Annotated in this window: 15 protein-coding genes; 13 read left to right on the plus strand and 2 right to left on the minus strand. The window is 71.1% G+C overall.

What is annotated here, in order from left to right:
- Window position 1: 1 nt before the first annotated feature.
- The 5 genes from ACFWM2_RS03165 (at window position 2) to ACFWM2_RS03185 (ending at window position 8,231) form a co-directional block, all read left to right on the plus strand.
- A complete protein-coding gene (locus ACFWM2_RS03165) occupies window positions 2–949 on the plus strand; it encodes a carbohydrate ABC transporter permease (protein WP_383272388.1) in 948 nt (315 codons plus the stop codon).
- Window positions 946–1,857, plus strand: coding sequence for a carbohydrate ABC transporter permease (locus ACFWM2_RS03170; RefSeq protein ID WP_383272390.1), 912 nt, complete (start codon window positions 946–948; stop codon window positions 1,855–1,857). The genes ACFWM2_RS03165 and ACFWM2_RS03170 overlap by 4 nt, the downstream gene beginning before the upstream one ends.
- Before the next feature lie 64 nt (window positions 1,858–1,921).
- On the plus strand, window positions 1,922–3,154 hold the full coding sequence (locus ACFWM2_RS03175; RefSeq protein WP_383272392.1) for a glycosyl hydrolase: 1,233 nt from the start codon (window positions 1,922–1,924) through the stop codon (window positions 3,152–3,154).
- Between the two features lie 29 nt (window positions 3,155–3,183).
- The gene (locus ACFWM2_RS03180) at window positions 3,184–5,184 is read left to right on the plus strand and encodes an endo-beta-N-acetylglucosaminidase (RefSeq protein ID WP_383272394.1); all 2,001 of its coding nucleotides are present in this window, start codon (window positions 3,184–3,186) and stop codon (window positions 5,182–5,184) included.
- Between the two features lie 29 nt (window positions 5,185–5,213).
- Complete coding sequence (locus tag ACFWM2_RS03185) at window positions 5,214–8,231, plus strand: alpha-mannosidase (RefSeq protein ID WP_383272396.1); 3,018 nt, start codon at window positions 5,214–5,216, stop codon at window positions 8,229–8,231.
- A gap of 77 nt (window positions 8,232–8,308) precedes the next feature.
- On the opposite strand, the gene ACFWM2_RS03190 is transcribed toward ACFWM2_RS03185, so the two are convergent.
- Window positions 8,309–9,031, minus strand: coding sequence for a FadR/GntR family transcriptional regulator (locus ACFWM2_RS03190; RefSeq protein WP_383272398.1), 723 nt, complete (start codon window positions 9,029–9,031; stop codon window positions 8,309–8,311).
- A 229-nt stretch (window positions 9,032–9,260) separates the two neighbouring features.
- Between ACFWM2_RS03190 and ACFWM2_RS03195 the strand changes: the two genes are divergently transcribed.
- Genes ACFWM2_RS03195 through ACFWM2_RS03230 form a run of 8 tightly spaced genes read left to right on the plus strand, consistent with a single transcriptional unit; the run spans window position 9,261 to window position 17,233 of the window.
- Window positions 9,261–10,337: a sugar ABC transporter substrate-binding protein gene (locus ACFWM2_RS03195; protein WP_383272400.1), complete on the plus strand. Its 1,077-nt coding sequence runs from the start codon at window positions 9,261–9,263 to the stop codon at window positions 10,335–10,337.
- Entirely contained in the window at window positions 10,334–11,833 is a 1,500-nt protein-coding gene (locus ACFWM2_RS03200; protein WP_383272402.1) for a sugar ABC transporter ATP-binding protein, read from the plus strand. The genes ACFWM2_RS03195 and ACFWM2_RS03200 overlap by 4 nt, the downstream gene beginning before the upstream one ends.
- On the plus strand, window positions 11,826–12,863 hold the full coding sequence (locus ACFWM2_RS03205; protein ID WP_383272403.1) for an ABC transporter permease: 1,038 nt from the start codon (window positions 11,826–11,828) through the stop codon (window positions 12,861–12,863). Before ACFWM2_RS03200 ends, ACFWM2_RS03205 begins: the two co-directional genes overlap by 8 nt.
- Window positions 12,864–12,914: 51 nt before the next feature.
- Entirely contained in the window at window positions 12,915–14,270 is a 1,356-nt protein-coding gene (locus tag ACFWM2_RS03210) for an L-fuconate dehydratase (protein WP_383272405.1), read from the plus strand.
- Window positions 14,267–15,058, plus strand: coding sequence for an SDR family NAD(P)-dependent oxidoreductase (locus tag ACFWM2_RS03215; protein ID WP_383272407.1), 792 nt, complete (start codon window positions 14,267–14,269; stop codon window positions 15,056–15,058). The genes ACFWM2_RS03210 and ACFWM2_RS03215 overlap by 4 nt, the downstream gene beginning before the upstream one ends.
- Window positions 15,058–16,050 (plus strand): aldo/keto reductase, encoded by a 993-nt coding sequence (locus ACFWM2_RS03220; protein ID WP_383272409.1) that lies wholly within the window; start codon window positions 15,058–15,060, stop codon window positions 16,048–16,050. The genes ACFWM2_RS03215 and ACFWM2_RS03220 overlap by 1 nt, the downstream gene beginning before the upstream one ends.
- A complete protein-coding gene (locus ACFWM2_RS03225; RefSeq protein ID WP_383272411.1) occupies window positions 16,047–16,397 on the plus strand; it encodes an L-rhamnose mutarotase in 351 nt (116 codons plus the stop codon). The genes ACFWM2_RS03220 and ACFWM2_RS03225 overlap by 4 nt, the downstream gene beginning before the upstream one ends.
- Window positions 16,394–17,233, plus strand: a complete 840-nt coding sequence (locus tag ACFWM2_RS03230; protein ID WP_383272413.1) for an amidohydrolase family protein — start codon at window positions 16,394–16,396, stop codon at window positions 17,231–17,233. Before ACFWM2_RS03225 ends, ACFWM2_RS03230 begins: the two co-directional genes overlap by 4 nt.
- Here ACFWM2_RS03230 and ACFWM2_RS03235 read toward each other — a convergent pair.
- Entirely contained in the window at window positions 17,221–18,642 is a 1,422-nt protein-coding gene (locus ACFWM2_RS03235; RefSeq protein WP_383272415.1) for a lipase maturation factor family protein, read from the minus strand. The genes ACFWM2_RS03230 and ACFWM2_RS03235 overlap by 13 nt on opposite strands.
- Between the last annotated feature and the right edge of the window lie 12 nt (window positions 18,643–18,654).

Consider the following 18,654-nt stretch of genomic DNA (forward strand, 5'->3'; position numbering starts at 1 on the left):
CATGGCGAGTTCCACCGTCGCTCGGGTGCGGCGTCCGGGGCGGCAGCAGGACCCGCGGCCGGCGGGGAGCCCGGGGCGGGTCCGGCGCCATCTGCCCAGCAGTCCCTGGCTGTTCGCCGCACCCGGTCTGCTGATCGTGGGGGCCTTCATCCTCTACCCGTTCGTCTCCACGCTGGTCAACGCCTTCACCGACCGCCGGACGCTGATCCCCGGCCGGTTCGTGGGCCTGGACAACTTCCGTGAGCTGCTGCACGACGAGATGTTCTGGACCGGGCTGCGCAACAGTGCGCTGTACGTCGTCGGGGTCGTCCCCGCGCTGGTGCTGCTGCCGCTGCTGCTCGCCCTGCTGGTCCAGAAGAACATCCCCGGCATCACCTTCTTCCGGTCGGCGTTCTACACCCCCGTGGTCGCCTCGATCGTCGTGGTCGGTCTGATCTGGGTGTGGCTCCTGGACGAACGCGGCCTGGTGAACTCGCTGCTGGAGGCGATCGGCGTCGGCAAGGTCGGCTTCCTCAGCGACCAGTGGCTGCTCCTGCTGAGCGCCATGGCCGTCACGGTCTGGAAGGGCCTCGGCTACTACATGATCATTTATCTGGCGGCACTCGCCAATGTGCCCCGCGAACTGCACGAGGCCGCGTCGGTCGACGGCGCGGGCGCGATCCGCCGGTTCTTCACCGTCACCGTGCCCGCCGTCCGCTCCACCATGGTGCTGGTCGGCGCGCTCTCCTCGGTCGCCGCCTTCAAGGTGTTCTCCGAGGTGTATCTGATGGCGGGCCCGGACGGCGGTCCCGCGGGCGAGGACACCACGCTCGTCATGCTCGTCCAGCGCACCGGCACCGGACTGACCGGCCGCGTCGGCTACGCCTCCGCCATCTCGGTCGTCGTCTTCGTCGTCACCGTCGCGCTCATGCTGCTCGTGCTGCGCGCCGACCGGAAGGAGGACGCGTGAGCACCGTCGAGAAGGCACCTCCCGGCGAACTGCCGACGGACCCGGCCAAGCCCCGCCGCCGCGTCACCGACGAGCACGGCCGCCGTATCCGCGTCTGGGAACTCGCCCTGCGCTACCTGCTGTTGCTCGGCGTCCTCGCGCTGACCGTCGGCCCCTTCGTGTGGCAGCTGTCGACCTCGCTCAAGGGCCCGACCGAGGACATCTTCAGCTCACCGCCGAAGTTCCTGCCGAGCGACCCCACGATGCACAACTACCGGCGGGTCGCCGACACCATCCCCGTCTGGGACTACGCGCTCAACTCGCTGAAGGTCGCGGGCGCCAACGTCGTCACCAACTGCGTGGGCTCCGCGCTCGCGGGCTACGCCCTGGCCCGGCTGCGCTACCGCGGACGCAAGGTGGCCACGCTGGTCTTCATCCTGGCGATGCTCGTGCCGGTGGAGGGCATCATCATCGCCCAGTTCACGACGATGCGTGAACTGGGTCTGAACAACACGCTCATCGGAGTCGTCCTGCCCGGCTCCATCGGCGCGATGAACGTCCTGCTGATGCGCAACGCCTTCCTCAACCTCCCCTACGAGATCGAGGAGGCGGCCTACGTCGACGGGGCGAACGCCTGGCAGCGGTTCCTGCGGATCGCGCTGCCGTCGGTGAAGGGCACGCTCGCCGTGGTCGCGATCTTCGCGTTCATGGGGGCCTGGGACGACTTCCTGTGGCCGCTCATCGTGCTCAGCGACCCGTCGAAGTTCACCCTGACCATCGGACTCAACTATCTGCACGGCACCTTCGCCAACGACGAACGGCTCGTCGCCGCGGGCACGATCATCGCCGTGGCACCGCTGATCGCCCTCTTCGCCTGTCTCCAGCGGTACTTCTTCCGCGGCGTCGGCGAAGGCGCGGTGAAGGGCTGAACCCCGCGTCCGCGGCCGAGCGCCGAACACCCCCCACTCTCTTTCTGATTCGCAAGGATCCTGCATGCCTTCTGCCGTGCGCTTCGGCGTCAACTACACCCCGAGCCAAGGGTGGTTCCACCACTGGCTCGACTTCGACCTCGACGCCGTACGCGCCGATCTCGACTCGATCGCCGCACTCGGCCTGGACCACATCCGGGTCTTCCCGCTGTGGCCCTACTTCCAGCCCAACCGCACACTGATCCGGCCGCGTGCCGTAGAGCAGCTCGTCGCGCTGGCCGACGCCGCCGCCGAGCGCGGACTGGACGTCAACGTGGACGGTCTGCAGGGCCACCTGTCGAGCTTCGACTTCCTGCCCTCCTGGACCCAGACCTGGCACCGGCGGAACATCTTCACCGACCCGCAGGTGGTCGAGGGGGAGGCGGAGTACCTGCGCACCCTCGCCGCCGCGCTCGCCGACCGCCCCAACTTCATCGGCATGACGATCGGCAACGAGGTCAACCAGTTCGCGGCGGGCCCGCACCCCGACCCGGACCCCATCACCCCGGAGCAGGCCGAGAGCTGGCTGACCCGGCTGCTCGCCGCCTGCGAGGAGGGCGCCCCCGGCAAGCTGCATCTGCATGCCTCGTACGACGCCGCCTGGTACCAGGAGGACCAGCCCTTCACGCCCGAACACTCCGCCCGGCTCGGCGGCGTCACCGCCGTGCACTCCTGGGTGTTCAACGGCACCGCCCAGCGCCACGGCCGTACCGGCACCGCCACCGAGCACCACGCCGCCTACCTGGTGGAGCTGTCGAAGGCCTGGGCGGACGACCCCCGCCGGCCGGTCTGGCTCCAGGAGGTCGGCGCGCCCGCTCCGCTGATCCCCGCCGAGCACGCGGCCGCCTTCACCGAGGCCACCGTCGTGAACGCCCTCGACTGCCCCGACCTGTGGGGCATCACCTGGTGGTGCTCGCACGACGTCAGCCGCGCCCTCGCCGACTTCCCCGAACTCGAGTACGGTCTCGGCCTGTTGACCAACGACCGACGCCCCAAGCCGGCCGCTGAGGCACTCGCCGGGATCGTCAAGGAACAGCGACCGCACGCCCCGGCCCCGCGCACCACGGCGCTGGTCGTCGACACCACCCCCGGCCGCTCGGTGTGCGCACCCGGCGGCCCCGTCTTCGACGCCTTCGCCCGGCTGACCGCCGACGGCGCCCGTCCCACCACCGTTCTCGCGAGCCGCGCCGACGACAAGGAACACCTCGCGGCCCGTGGCATCTCCGAAGTCGTCACCCCGGATCAGGTCACCGAGTAGCCCGTCCCCACGATCACGCGGAGCACACAGTGAACCTCAGCAGACGTACCGTCCTGTTCGCCGGCGCCTCGGCCGCCGCCGGACTCCTGCCCGGCCTCACCGGCACCGCGGCAGCGGCCGCCCGCAACCTCCAGCCGTACGCCTCCTACTGGTACCCCGACTCCCTGCCTTCGGGCACCCCGGGTGCCGGCATCACCTGGCGCAGCCTGAAGACCTGGAGTGCCGCCACCGACGCGGACCTGGCCTTCAACACCGCGTCCGTGCCGCTCGCCGCGCGCTTCACGCCGACCCCCGCGAACACCACGGCCCGCACCGGCCAGGCCCGCATCCAGTCCCTCGTCTCCTTCGGGCCCACCGCGGGCAATCCCTCGCAGGGCTCGACGACCGCCGACTACTACGCCCTCACCCACTGGGCGTACATCGACGAGCTGGTCTTCTGGGGCGGCTCGTCGGGCGAGGGACTGATCCTCGCGCCGAACGCGCCGATCGTGGACGCGGCCCACCGGCACGGTGTGCGGGTCCTCGGCAACATCTTCCTGCCGCCCGCCGCCTACGGCGGTCAGCTCCAGTGGACCCGCGACCTCGTGCAGAAGGACTCCTCCGGGCACTACCCGCTCGCCGCCCAACTGGTGGCGGTCGCGGCCGCGTACGGCTTCGACGGCTGGTTCGTCAACGCCGAGACGAGTGGCGGGAACGCGGCGCTGGCCACCGACATGCTCGGCTTCCTGAAGGAGCTCAAGGCACTCGCCGCGGCGAAGGGGCAGCGCGTCACCTGGTACGACTCGATGACCGTGAACGGCTCGGTGAGCTGGCAGGGCGCCCTGAACAGCCAGAACCAGTCGTTCTTCCAGGCCGCCGACTCGATGTTCATCGACTTCCGCTGGTCCCAGAGCAGCCTGGCCTCGTCGGGAACCAACGCCCAGAACCTCGGGCGCAGCCGCTACGAGTTGTGGGCGGGCGTCGATGTGGAGGCCACCGGCACGAGCAAGTCGGTCAACTGGAACGCCATCGTGCCGACCACCGGGTCCCACGTGACCTCCATCGGTTTCTACCGGCCCGAGTGGACCCGCAACCACCTGCCCGCGAGCCGTACCCCCGGCGATTTCCACGCCTCCGACGACCTGTTCTGGACCGGCGCCACCCTCGATCCCGCCAAGCCCGACACGACGGCTGCGTGGCGCGCCCCGGCCGTCTCCGTCGCCGACCGTTCGACCGTCGCCTCCCTCCCCTTCGCCTCCGTCTTCAACACCGGGCACGGCCTGAAGTGGTACGAGGGCGGCAGGGCCACCTCGGACACCGCGTGGAACCACCTCGGCCTCCAGGACCGGCTGCCGTCCCGCCGCTGGGTGGTCCGGACGACCGGCCGACGCCCGTCCGTCACCTTCGACTTCGCGGACGCCTGGCGCGGCGGCAGCAGTGTCCTCGTGGCCGGTGCCCTCGACGCGCCGGCGACACTGGACCTCTACGCGACCCGGCTGCCGGTCGGTGCGGACACGGTGGTCGAGCTGACCCACCGCGCCGACTCCGGCACGGTGAAGGTCGAGCTGGCCGTGGCCACCGCCGAGCCGAGCTCGGCGGGCGGGGCGCCGCCGTACACCCACTTCCCGGTGACCGCGTCCAGCGGCTGGACCACCTCGACCGTGCGGCTGACCGGACTGTCGGGGACCGTACGCGCCCTGGGCGTGCGGCTGACCGGGTCCGGTGGGGCAGTACGGTGGCGGTTGGGCGGGATCGCGGTCCGGAACGCGGTGGTGACCCCGGCCGCGCCCACCGAACTGCGGATCGCCGACGCCGACGGGGGCAGCCTGCGCTTCGCCTGGCGGGCCGCCCCCGGTGCCGTACGCCACTACGAGCTGTACCGGACGCTTGCCGACGGCACGCGCCGCTTCCTGGGCGGCACCTGCCAGACGGCGTTCCACGTCGGCGGACTCGCCGCCGAACAGGGCGAGGCCGCGGCACGGTTCGAAGTGCGTGCGGTGGGGGAGCTGTTCAGCGTCTCGACCGCCACCACGACCACCCACACCTGGTAGCCCGCACCCTTCACCCCACGGAGCACTCCATGCATGACGACCGCACCCTGGTCGAAGCCCGCCTCAAGCGCGTTCTCGACGAGCGCATCCGCCCGGCCGTGTATCCCGAGTCCGTGCCGCTGGAAGTCGCGGTGTGGAACGCGCCGGGCGAGCCCGTGCCGGTCGCCGAGGGGCTCGCGGCCGCTCCGGAGCCGATCGAGGTGGGCGCGCGCTGGGGTGCTCCGTGGGGCACCAGCTGGTTCCGCGTCACCGGAACCGTCCCCGAGGCCTGGGCCGGGAAGACCGTCGAGGCCGTACTCGACCTCGGCTTCGACGAGAACATGCCCGGATTCCAGTGCGAGGGCCTGGTCTACCGGCCCGACGGCACGCCGGTGAAGGGTCTCAACCCGCGCAACCAGTGGATACGGATCGGTGCTCCGGCCGAAGGCGGCGAGGAGGTCCGGCTGCACATCGAGGCCGCCTCCAACCCGGTCATCCTCGACTACCACCCCTTCCTGCCCACGCAGCTGGGCGACAAGGAGACGGCGGGCAGCGAACCGCAGTACACCCTCGCGCGGATGGACCTCGCCGTCTTCGACGAGACGGTGTGGCAGCTCGTGATCGACCTGGAGGTGCTCGGCGAGCTGATGGCCGAGCTGCCCCTGGACTCCGCGCGCCGCTGGGACATCCTGCGCGCGCTGGAGCGGGCCCTGGACGCGGTGGACCTCCAGGACGTGAACGGCACTGCGGCCGCCGCCCGGGCGCGGCTGGAAGGAGTGCTGGCCGAGCCCGCCGTGCCCTCAGCGCACCGCATCAGCGCCGTCGGGCACGCGCACATCGACTCGGCGTGGCTGTGGCCGCTGCGCGAGACGGTCCGCAAGGTGGCGCGGACCACCTCCAACATGACCGCGCTCATCGAGGACGAGCCGGACTTCGTCTTCGCCATGTCCCAGGCCCAGCAGTGGGCCTGGGTGAAGGAGCACCGGCCCGAGGTGTGGGCGAAGGTGAAGAAGGCCGTCGCCGACGGACGGTTCGTGCCGGCCGGCGGCATGTGGGTCGAGTCGGACACGAACATGCCGGGCTCGGAGGCGATGGCCCGTCAGTTCGTGCACGGCAAGCGGTTCTTCCTGGACGAGTTCGGCATCGAGAACGACGAGGCGTGGCTGCCCGACACCTTCGGCTTCGCCGCCGGACTGCCACAGATCATCAAGGCGGCCGGCTCCAAGTGGCTGCTCACCCAGAAGATCTCGTGGTCGCAGACCAACAAGTTCCCGCACCACACCTTCCAGTGGGAGGGCATCGACGGCACGCGGATCTTCACCCACTTCCCGCCCGTCGACACCTACAACTGCTCCATGAAGGGCAGTGAGATCGCCCACGCGGCAACCAACTTCAAGGACAAGGGTGTTGCCCGGCACTCGCTCGCGCCCACCGGCTGGGGCGACGGAGGCGGCGGCACGACGCGCGAGATGATCGCCAAGGCGGCCCGCCTGCGCGACCTCGAAGGCTCCGCGACCGTGGTGTGGGAAACCCCCGAGGCGTTCTTCGAGAAGGCCGAGGCGGAGTACCCCAACGCCCCCGTCTGGGTGGGCGAGTTGTACCTCGAACTGCACCGCGCCACGCTGACCAGCCAGGCCAGGACCAAGCAGGGCAACCGCCGCAGCGAGCACCTGCTGCGCGAGGCCGAGCTGTGGGCGGCGACCGCGGCCGTACGGACCGGGTTCCCCTATCCGTACGAGGAGCTGGACCGCATCTGGAAGACGGTCCTGCTCCACCAGTTCCACGACATCCTGCCCGGATCGTCCATCGCGTGGGTGCACCGCGAGGCCCGCAAGACGTACGAGCGGGTCGCCGAGGAGCTGACCGGCATCATCGACGGGGCCCAGCGCGCGCTGGCGGGCGACGGCTCCACGGCGCTGGTGTTCAACGCCGCGCCGCACACCCGTGACGGCGTTCCGGCGGGCGGAGCCCGGACCGCGGCCGTCCAGGGGGAGACGGCGCTCGCCCCGCGCGTCGCCGGCGGCTTCGTCCTCGACAACGGGCTGCTGCGGGTGGAGATCGACGCGCAGGGGCTGGTCGTCTCCGCGTACGACCTGGCCGCGGACCGCGAGACGGTCGCGCCGGGCAAGGCCGCGAACCTGCTGCAGATCCACCCCGACTTCCCGAACATGTGGGACGCCTGGGACGTCGACGAGTTCTACCGCAACACCGTGACCGACCTGGTCGACGCCGAGGAGGTGACGCCCGGCGCGGACGGCGTGTCCGTGCGCGTCGTACGCCGCTTCGGCGCGTCGCGTGTCACCCAGGTGCTGTCGCTCGCCCCGGGGGAGTGGCGGCTCGACATCGACACCGAGGTCGACTGGCACGAGACCGAGAAGTTCCTCAAGCTCGCCTTCCCGCTCGACGTGCACGCCGAACGGTACGCGTCCGAGACTCAGTTCGGGCATTTCTTCCGGCCGACGCACACCAACACCAGCTGGGAGGCGGCCAAGTTCGAGGCCTGCAACCACCGGTTCGTCCACCTGGAGGAGCCCGGCTGGGGCGTCGCCGTCGTCAACGACTCGACGTACGGCCACGACGTCACGCGGACGGTGCGCGACAGCGACTCCGGTACGACCACCACTGTGCGGGTCTCCCTGCTGCGCGCCCCGCGCTTCCCCGACCCCGAGACCGACCAGGGCGTCCACCGCTTCCGGCACGCGCTCGTCCCGGGCGCGGCGATCGGCGACGCGGTCCGTGAGGGCTGGCGGATCAACCAGCCGGAGCGCCGGGTCACCGGTGACCAGGAGGTCGCGCCACTGGTGGCCGTCACCCAGGACGCGGTGGTTGTCACGGCGCTGAAGCTCGCCGACGACGGCAGCGGTGACGTGATCGTCCGCTTCCACGAGTCCCGCGGCGGCCGCACCCGGGCCACCCTCACGGCGGGCTTCGAGGTCGCGGCCGTCACGGTGACGGACCTGCTGGAACGGTCACGGGCCGACGCCCCGCAGCCGCGCCACGAGGGCGAGCGGATCACCCTGCCCCTGCGCCCCTTCGAGCTGGTGACGCTGCGGCTGACGCGGGCCTGAGACGCGGTGGGCGGCATGCCCGCCGCGGCTGACGCGGGTCCACGTGGCCCGACGTCTTCCGGACCCAGCTCAAGCCGCTACGGCTTGAGCTGGGTCCGCAGCCATTCCTCCACCTCGCCCACGTGCGCGGCCGCGGCCGCCCGTGCCGCCTCCGGATCGCGGGCGACGAGCGCACGGTGGATCGCCGCGTGCTCGCGGCGCGTGCGCTCGAAGGCGTCCGCCTCCTGGTAGCCGCGCCAGACCCGGGCACGGAAGGTGCGCGAGGAGAGCCCCTCCAGGATCGCCGCCATCGTGTCGTTGCCGGCGGCCGCCCCGATCGCGCGGTGGAAGGCCAGATCGTGGGCGAGGATCTCCTCCGGGTCGTCCGTCGCGTTCATCGCGGTCAGATGCTCCTCGACCTCGGCCAGCTGCGCGGCCGTGATCCGGGCGGCGGCCAGCGCGGTCGCCGTCGATTCCAGGATCCGGCGCACTTCGAGCAGCTCGACCAGGCGCGGGCCCCGGGACAGATCGGCCACGACGCCGAAGGTCTCCAGGAGATCGCCCGCCTCCAGCTGGGTCACGTACGTGCCCGAGCCGTGCCGCGCCTCCAGGACACCCAGGACGGTGAGCGCCCGGATCGCCTCCCGCATGGAGCTGCGGGACATGCCCAGCTGAGCGGCGAGATCGCGCTCGGTCGGCAGCCGCTGGCCCGGCTCGAGACGGCCCTCGCCGATCATCGCCTTGATCCGCTCGATGGCGCGCTGCGTCACGGTGCCCTTCTGCGGGGCCGTCTCCGCCTCCTTGGCCAGGGTCTCGTCCACGCCGTTTCCTCCTGCTGTTGCCGGGTGCGCCGCAGTCTAACCAGCGATGTGGTCCGACCACTACGGCTGAAAACAAGGAAAATATGGCTCCCAAGGGTGTTGTGACCCCCAAGTGGTCTGATAAATATTCGTCCCGACCGGAAAAGGGACCTCCGGCCGGGCCCCTCGGGCCCTGCGTCAGACCAGCACCCCGATCACTGCTCGATCACGCTCGATGAGGAGCCGTCAGATGGCCGGCAGAACTGTGCGGAACATGCGAACCCCGTCGCGGGCGGTACGTGCGGCGGCCGTGGCCGCCTGCGCCACCCTCGCGCTCGCGGCATGCGGCAGCACCAAGGACGACGTCGCCTCGGGCGGCGGCGGAGGCGACGGCACGGGCAAGGTCGGCGTCATCCTGCCCCTGCTGACCTCGCCGTTCTGGCAGTCGTACAACGACTACGTGCCGAAGATGGCGAAGTCGGAGGGCGTGGACGCGCTCAAGACCGTCAACTCCAACAGTGATCCGTCGCAGCAGATCACCGACATCAACAACCAGCTCAACCAGGGCGTGAAGGGCCTGGTCGTGGCCCCGCTCGACAGCGCCGCGATCGCCGCCGGCCTCGACCAGGCCGAACGCAAGGGCGTCCCCGTGGTCGCCGTGGACGTCGCCCCCGAGAAGGGCAAGGTCGCCATGGTCGTCCGCGCCAACAACGTGGCGTACGGCGAGAAGGCCTGCGAGTACCTCGGCAAGCAGATCACGTCCGGCAAGGTCGTGCAGATCATGGGCGACCTGGCCTCCGTCAACGGCCGGGATCGCTCCGAGGCCTTCCGCACCTGCGTCAAGAAGAAGTACCCGAAGCTCAAGGTGCTGGAGATCCCGGCCAAGTGGGAGTCCGACACCGCGGCCTCCAAGCTGGACACCCTGCTGAACGCCAACCCCGACATCAAGGGCATCTACATGCAGGCCGGCGGCGTCTACCTGGCGCCCACGCTGCAGACGCTCAAGTCCAAGGGGATGCTGAAGACGGCGGGCCAGAAGGGCCACATCACGATCGTCTCGAACGACGGCATCCCGCAGGAGTTCGACGCCATCCGCAAGGGCCAGATCGACGCCACCGTCTCGCAGCCTGCCGACGCGTACGCCAAGTACGGCATGTACTACATCAAGGCGGCGATGCAGGGGAAGACGTTCAAGCCGGGTCCGACCGACCACGACTCGGAGATCGTCAAGCTCCCCAGCGGCATTCTTGAGGACCAGCTGCCCGCCCCGCTGGTGACCAAGGACAACGTGGACGACTCCAAGCTCTGGGGCAACACGGTCAAATGAGCACACCACTTGTGGAGGCGCGGGGGATAGCCAAGCGGTACGGCCCCACCGTCGCGCTCCAAGACGGTCAACTCACCGTGCTGCCGGGCGAGTCGCACGCCCTCGTCGGCCGCAACGGCGCGGGCAAGTCCACCCTCGTCACCATCCTCACCGGCCTCCAGGCGCCGGACGAGGGCGCGGTCCGCTTCGACGGCGAGCCGGCGCCAGCGCTCGCCGACCGTGACGCCTGGCGGCGCAAGGTGGCCTGCGTCTACCAGAAGCCCACCGTGGTCCCGGACCTGACGGTCGCCGAGAACCTCTTCATCAACCGGCAGCCCCTGGGCCGCGGTGGCTTCATCAGCTGGCGCAGGCTGAAGTCCGAGGCGGCTCAGGTCCTGGAGACCTGGGACGTGCGCGTCGACCCGGAGGCGCGGACCGCCGACCTCAAGGTCGAGGACCGCCAAATGGTCGAGATCGCACGGGCGTTGAGCTTCGGCGCGCGGTTCATCGTCCTCGACGAGCCGACGGCGCAGCTCGACAACCGTGAGATCGAGCGCCTCTTCACCAGGATGCGCGCGCTCCAGGAGTCCGGTGTCACCTTCCTGTTCATCTCGCACCACCTCCAGGAGGTGTACGAGGTGTGCCAGACGGTCACCGTGCTGCGCGACGCGCGCTGGATCACCACCGCTCCGGTCGCCGATCTGCCGCGCGCGGCTCTGATCGAGGCCATGGCGGGGGAGTCCATCGCCGTCGTCGAGCAGAAGGCCGCGCACGCGTCGGTGCAGGACGACGCGCCGGTCGTCCTGGAAGTCAAGGGGCTCACGTCGGAGTCGTTCGAGAAGGTGGACCTCACCGTCCGCCGCGGCGAGGTCGTCGGCCTCGCCGGATCCAGCGGCAGCGGCAAGATCCACCTCGCCGAGTCGCTCGCCGGACTGCACCAGCCGACCGGCGGAAGCGCACAACTCGACGGCCAGCGGCTTCCGTTCGGTGACGTACAGGCAGCGCTGAAGGCCGGCGTGGGCTGCGTGCCCCGCGACCGGCACGACCAGGGCCTCGTCTCCGGGATGACCATCGGCGACAACGCCACGATGACCGTCCTGAACCGGCTGGGCCGCTACGGGTTCATCGGCACCGACCGCAAGCGCGGCTTCGCCACCGAACTGATCGAACGTCTCGACATCCACACCGAGGGCCCGGAGCAGCCGGTCTCCGACCTCTCCGGCGGCAACGCGCAGAAGGTCGTCATGGCCCGCGCCCTCGCCTCCGACCCGCGGCTTCTCGTCCTCATCAACCCCACCGCGGGCGTCGACGTGAAGTCCAAGGAGTCCCTGCTGTCCCGCATGGACAGCGCCCGCGAGGACGGCACCGCCGTGCTGGTCGTCTCCGACGAACTCGACGACCTGCGCCGCTGCGACCGCGTTCTCGTTCTCTTCCACGGCCGCGTCGTCGCCGAACACCCGGCGGGCTGGCGCGACCACGAGCTGATCGCCTCCATCGAAGGAGTGGACCATGGCTGACACGAAGGCCCCGTCGGCCTCGACCCCCACCCCGGTACGGGCCTGGAAGGGGCCCCGCCCCACCAAGTCCGTACTGCTGCGCCGCGCCCGCGAACTCGCCCTCGTCCCTGCGCTGTTGCTGCTGCTCGTCCTCGGTGCGATCGTCAACGACTCGTTCCTCACCGAGCGCAACCTGATCTCCATCCTGGGCGCGTCCGCCGCGCTCGCGATGGTGGTGCTCGCCGAGTCGCTCGTCCTGATCACCGGCAAGTTCGACCTGTCGCTGGAGTCGGTCGTCGGCATCGCGCCCGCCGTGGGCGCGCTGCTGGTACTGCCCGCGGCCCAGTCCGGCTGGGGCACCGAGTTCCCGGCCGCGCTCGCGCTGGTCGCGATCCTCGTCGTGGGCGCGGTCATCGGCGCCTTCAACGGCATCCTCGTGGTGAAGCTCAAGCTCAACGCGTTCATCGTCACCCTCGCGATGCTGATCATCCTGCGCGGGCTGCTGGTGGGCTCCACCAAGGGCAAGACGCTCTTCGGTATGCCCGACGCGTTCTTCTCGCTGGCCACCACCACCTTCCTGCGCATCCCCCTGTCGGTGTGGCTGGCCGCCGTCGCCTTCGGCGTCGCGGGCCTGATCCTCAAGTACCACCGCATCGGACGCGCCCTGTACGCGATCGGCGGCAACGCCGAGGCGGCCCGCGCGGCCGGCATCCGGGTCGAACGCGTGATGCTCGGCGTGTTCATCGTGGCGGGTGTCCTCGCCTCGGTCGGCGGCATCATGCAGACCGGATACGTCGGCGCGATCAGCGCCAACCAGGGCAACAACATGATCTTCACCGTGTTCGCCGCCGCGGTCATCGGCGGAATCAGCCTCGACGGCGGCAAGGGCACCATGTTCGGCGCCCTCACCGGCGTCCTGCTGCTCGGCGTCGTGCAGAACCTGCTCACGCTCGCCCAGGTCCCGTCGTTCTGGATCCAGGCCATCTACGGCGGCATCATCCTGGTCGCCCTGATGATCGCCCGCGTGACGACAGGCCGAGCCCAGGACTGACCTCGACCGATGAACTCCTGCGACTCAGAGCCCCGGACCGAAAGGCCTCCCGTGTCCCCAACTGCCGCCCGTATCAGCGCGGTCGACACCTACGACATCCGCTTCCCCACCTCGCGCGAGCTGGACGGCTCCGACGCGATGAACCCGGACCCCGACTACTCGGCGGCGTACGTCGTGCTGCGCACCGACGCGGCCGACTGCCCCGAGGGGCACGGCTTCACCTTCACCATCGGGCGGGGCAACGATGTCCAGGTCGCCGCGATCGAGGCGTTGCGGGCACATGTGGTCGGACGCTCGGTCGACGAGCTGTGCGCGGACCCCGGCTCGCTCGGGCGGGACCTGATCGGGGACAGCCAGCTGCGCTGGCTCGGACCCGAGAAGGGCGTGATGCACATGGCGATCGGCGCCGTGGTCAACGCCGTGTGGGACCTGGCGGCCAAGCGGGCGGAGAAGCCGCTGTGGCAGCTGCTCGCCGACGCCGAACCGGAGTGGCTGGTCCGGCAGGTCGACTTCCGCTACATCACGGACGCGCTCACCCCCGAGGAGGCGCTGGAGCTGCTGCGCCGCGGCAGGGAAGGCGCCGGCGACCGCGCGGCCCGGCTCCTGGAGCGCGGCTTCCCCGCCTACACCACCTCGCCCGGCTGGCTCGGCTACAGCGACGAGAAGCTCACCCGGCTCGCCGCCGAGGCCGTCGCCGACGGCTTCACCCAGATCAAGCTGAAGGTCGGCGCCGACCTCGCGGACGACGTACGCCGCTGCCGGGTGGCCCGTTCCGTGGTCGGGCCCGGTATCCGGATCGCGATCGACGCGAACCAGCGCTGGAACGTCGACGAGGCGATCACCTGGACCAAGGCCCTCGCCGAGTTCGAGCCGTACTGGATCGAGGAGCCGACCAGCCCCGACGACGTCCTCGGACACGCCGCCATCCGCAAGGCGGTCGCGCCCGTGAAGGTCGCCACCGGCGAGCACGTCCAGAACCGGATCATCTTCAAGCAGCTGCTCCAGGCCGGCGCCATCGACGTCCTGCAGATCGACGCGGCCCGCGTCGGCGGCGTCAACGAGAACCTCGCCATCCTGCTGCTCGCGGCCAAGTACAACGTGCCCGTCTGCCCGCACGCCGGCGGCGTCGGCCTGTGCGAACTCGTCCAGCACCTCTCGATGTTCGACTTCGTGGCCCTCTCCGGCACCACCGAGGACCGCGTCATCGAGTACGTCGACCATCTGCACGACCACTTCCTCGACCCGGTGGTGATCCGCGAGGGCCACTACGCGGCACCGACCGCGCCGGGCTTCTCGGCCACCATGCGGCCCGAGTCGATCGAGCGGTTCACGTTCCCGGGCGGTACCTTCTGGGCTGCCGACCTCGCACAGCAGGCACTCACCGACTCGAAGGGGGCAGCGGCATGACGGGCTCTCAGGATCTTCGGGACCCACAGGGCCCCCAGGACTTCGCGGGACTCAGGGCACTGGTGACGGGCGGCGCCTCCGGCATCGGCCGGGCCACCGCGGAGCTGCTCGCGGCCCGCGGCGCCCAGGTCGCCGTCCTCGACCTCGATCCGTCGTCCGTCGAGAAGCCGCTGCTGGGCTACCGCGCCGATGTCAGTGACGACGCGTCCGTACGCTCGGCGGTGGCCGCGGCGGTCGCCGACCTCGGCGGCCTCGACGTGCTGGTCAACAACGCGGGCATCGGCGCGCAGGGCACCGTCGAGGACAACGACGACGAGCAGTGGCACCGGGTGCTGGACGTCAACGTCCTCGGCATGGTGCGGGCGACCCGCGCCGCGCTGCCCGGGCTGCGCGAGTCCGCGCACGCGGCGATCGTGAACACCTGCTCCATCGCCGCCACCGCGGGACTTCCGCAGCGTGCCCTCTACTCCGCCTCGAAGGGCGCCGTCCTCTCCCTCACCCTCGCCATGGCCGCCGACCACGTCCGTGAGGGCATCCGCGTCAACTGCGTCAACCCCGGCACCGTCGACACCCCCTGGGTCGGTCGCCTCCTCGACGCGGCGCCCGACCCGGCCGCGGAACGCGCCGCGCTGGCGGCCCGCCAGCCCACCGGCCGTCTCGTCTCGGCGGCGGAAGTCGCGGGCGCCATCGCCTACTTGGCGAGCCCGCTGTCCGGGGCGACCACCGGCACCGCCCTCGCCGTGGACGGCGGCATGCAGGGGCTGCGCCTGCGCCCGGTGAGCCAGTAGTGAGCCGGCTCGGGAACAGCGGCGTCGAGGTCAGCGAGCTGGCCTTCGGCGCCGCGGGCATCGGCAACCTGTTCACCGCGGTCGAGGACGAGCAGGCATACGCGTCCGTGGACGCGGCCTGGTCCGTCGGAATCCGCTACTTCGACACCGCGCCCCACTACGGCATCGGGCTCTCCGAACGCCGCCTCGGCGCGGCCCTTCGGGACCGCCCCCGCGCCGACTTCACCCTCTCCACCAAAGTGGGCCGCCGGCTGGAACCCACCGGCGCGGGCGGCGACGACCTCGCCAACGGCTTCGCCGTGCCCGCCACCCACCACCGCGTCTGGGACTTCAGCGCGGACGGCGTACGACGCAGCCTGGACGCCAGTCTGGAACGCCTCGGCGTCGACCGCGTGGACGTCGTCTACCTCCACGACCCGGACGACCACGCCGAGCAGGCCTTTCGCGAGGCCTACCCGGCGCTGGAGCAACTGCGCTCGGAAGGCGTGGTGGGCGCGATCGGCGCCGGGATGAACCAGACCGAGCTGCTCACCCGCTTCGTCCGCGAGACGGACGTCGACGTGGTGCTGTGCGCCGGGCGTTACACCCTCCTCGACCACGAGGCACTGACCGACCTGCTGCCCGCCGCCCAGGAGCGCGGCACGTCGGTCGTCATCGGCGGGGCCTTCAACTCCGGTCTGCTGGCCGACCCGCGGCCGGACGCCACCTACAACTACGCCGCCGCACCGGCCGAGTTGCTGGAGCGTGCCCTGCGGCTCAAGGCCGTCGCCGAGCGCCACGGCACCACCCTGCGCGCCGCCGCCCTGGCCTTCCCCGCGGCGCACCCCGCCGTCGCGAGCATCCTCGTCGGCCCCCGCTCGTCCCACGAAGTGCGCGACTGCGCCGAACAGTTCGCCGCACCGGTGCCCGCCGGATTCTGGCAGGAGCTGCGCGACGCGAAGCTGCTGCCGGAGGACGCGCCCGTACCCGTACCGGGAGAGGACCCGTCGTGAGAGTCGCCCTGCACACCGAGGTCCGCGCGGACCGCATCGCCGAGTACGAGGCCGCGCACCGCGAGGTCCCGGAGGAGCTGACCGGCGCGATCCGCGGCGCCGGCGCCACCTCCTGGACGATCTGGCGGTGGGGGTCCCCCCGTGCGAGCGGAGCCGAGCGTGGGGGAGGGGCCGACCTCTTCCACGTCCTGGACTGCGAGGACTACGGCCGCCTCCTCGCCGAGCTGGAGAAGCTGCCGGTCAACGTCGCCTGGCAGGCGCGGATGGCCGAGCTGCCCGACGTCGTCCACGACTGCTCCGGCGAGGGCGCGGACGCCGGCCTGCCCGTCGTGTGGGAGCTGCCGTGACCGTCGACGCGCACCACCACGTGTGGGACCTCTCCGTCCGCGACCAGGACTGGATCACCGGCCCCGAACTCCAGCCCCTGCGCAGGAACTTCACCGTTGCCGACCTGGAGCCGGAGGCTCGCGCCGCCGGCGTCGACCGCACGGTCCTGGTGCAGACGATCACCGTCGCCGAGGAGACCCCGGAGTTCCTGGCGCTCGCGCAGGAGAGCCCCCTCGTCGGGGGCGTGGTCGGCTGGACGGACCTCACCCGCCCGGACGTCGCCGACGAGCTGGCGAGGCTGGGAGAACTCCCCGGCGGTGCCTACCTGCGCGGCATCCGTCACCAGGTCCAGGGTGAGCCGGACCCGGCCTGGCTGCTGCGCCCCGAGGTCACGCGCGGGCTCGCGGCCGTGGCGGCGGCCGGGCTCGCGTACGACCTGCTGGTGCTGCCGCAGCAGCTCCCCGCCTGCGCCGAGATCGCCGCGGCGTTGCCCGAACTCACCCTTGTCCTGGACCACTTGGGCAAGCCGCCCATCGCCTCCGGTGAGCTCGAACCCTGGGCCGGCGGGGTCCGCGCCCTGGCCGCGCTGCCCAACACCGTCTGCAAACTCTCCGGGATGGTCACCGAGGCGGACCTCGCGAAGTGGACGGCCGACGATCTGCGGCCGTACGCCGACACGGTGCTCGACGCCTTCGGTCCCGGCCGCCTGATGTTCGGCTCGGACTGGCCGGTGTGCACACTGGCGGCCACCTACGGGCAGGTCCGTGACCTCGCGGACGCGTTGACGGACGGCCTGAGCGACCACGAGCGGGCCGAGGTACTCGAAGACACCGCGACCCGGGTCTACCGCCTCTGAGTCGCCGAATTCAGCCGCGTCGGCGGCAGGTACTCCCGCACGTACGTCCGTTCCCAGCACGCGCCCGTCTCCCGCAGCTCGCGCCACGTCGTGTAGCGGTAGCGGAAGAGGCGGGCGCGGACGAAGCGGGGCGGCGCGTCCGGCGGGAACGGACAGCCGCGCAGCAGCCGTAGCGTGTCCCGGTCGTTCTCCAGCAGCCGCTCCACCAGCCCGCCGAACCACGGCGCGGCGTACGCGGGGGAGAGCGCCGCGAACCACATCATCCAGTCGAGCCGCAGATGGTACGGCGCGAACTGGCGCGGCCAGTGGCGGGGGTCGCCCGGCTTGCCCTTGAACGCGTACTCCCGCCAGTCCGAGTCCTCGCGCGGCGCGTCGTCGGCGGTGCCCTCGACCACCACCTCGTACCGCGTCCGGCTGACGCTGCCGAACGCGCCGTAGGTGTTGACCAGATGGAGCGGGTCGAAGGAGCGGTTCATGATCTGGCGCCGGGAGACCAGATTGCGCGCGGGGCGGTAGCTGAGGGCCACCAGGACCGCGGCCACTGCCAGGACGACGGTCACGTACCAGAGCGGCGCCCCGGCCGTGTCCGGCGGCGTGGTGGGCAGCTGCACGGCGGACAGGGCCAGCACGATCGTGATCCAGTTCAGCCAGGAGAAGTTGCCCGACAGGACCAGCCACAGCTGGGTGAGGATCATCAGCGACGCGGCGGCCGTGGCAATCGGCTGCGGGGTGAACAGCAGCACGGGCACGACGAGTTGGGTGACGTGGTTGGCGGCCACCTCCGCCCGGTGGAACGGCTTGGGGAGATGGTGGAAGAACCAGCTCAGCGGGCCCGGCATCGGCTGGGTCTCGTGGTGGTAGTCCAGGCACGTCAGCTTCCGCCAGCAGGCGTCCCCGCGCAGCTTGATCAGCCCGGCGCCGAACTCGACCCGGAACAGCACCCAGCGCAGCAGGAAGAGGACGACGACCGGCGGGGCCACCTCGTCGTTGCCGAGGAAGGCGGCGAGGAAGCCCACCTCGAGGAGCAGGGACTCCCAGCCGAACCCGTACCAGGTCTGGCCGACGTTGACGATCGAGAGATACAGCGCCCACGGGACGAGCCACAGCAGCACGGCGCCCCACAGGGGAAGCTGTGAGTCGAGGCCCGCCAGCAGCGCCACCGACACGGCGCAGCCCGTCCAGGACCAGACGGCGAAGAAGCGGTCGGAGTAGTGGAGTTGGAACACGCTCGGCGCCCGGCGGAACGGCACCCGCTCGACGTAGCGGGGCACCGGCAGCATTCCGCGCTCCCCGATCAGCGCCCGGAACTGGAGAGCCGCGGTGAGGAACGCGACGAGGTAGACGCCGGCCAGAGCCCGTTGGAAGACCAGCCGGCTCAGCCAGTAGCCGGGCCCGGTGAACCACTCCACGGCGGCCTCCTC

The organism is Streptomyces sp. NPDC058371, assembly GCF_042723265.1.
Taxonomy (GTDB): domain Bacteria; phylum Actinomycetota; class Actinomycetes; order Streptomycetales; family Streptomycetaceae; genus Streptomyces.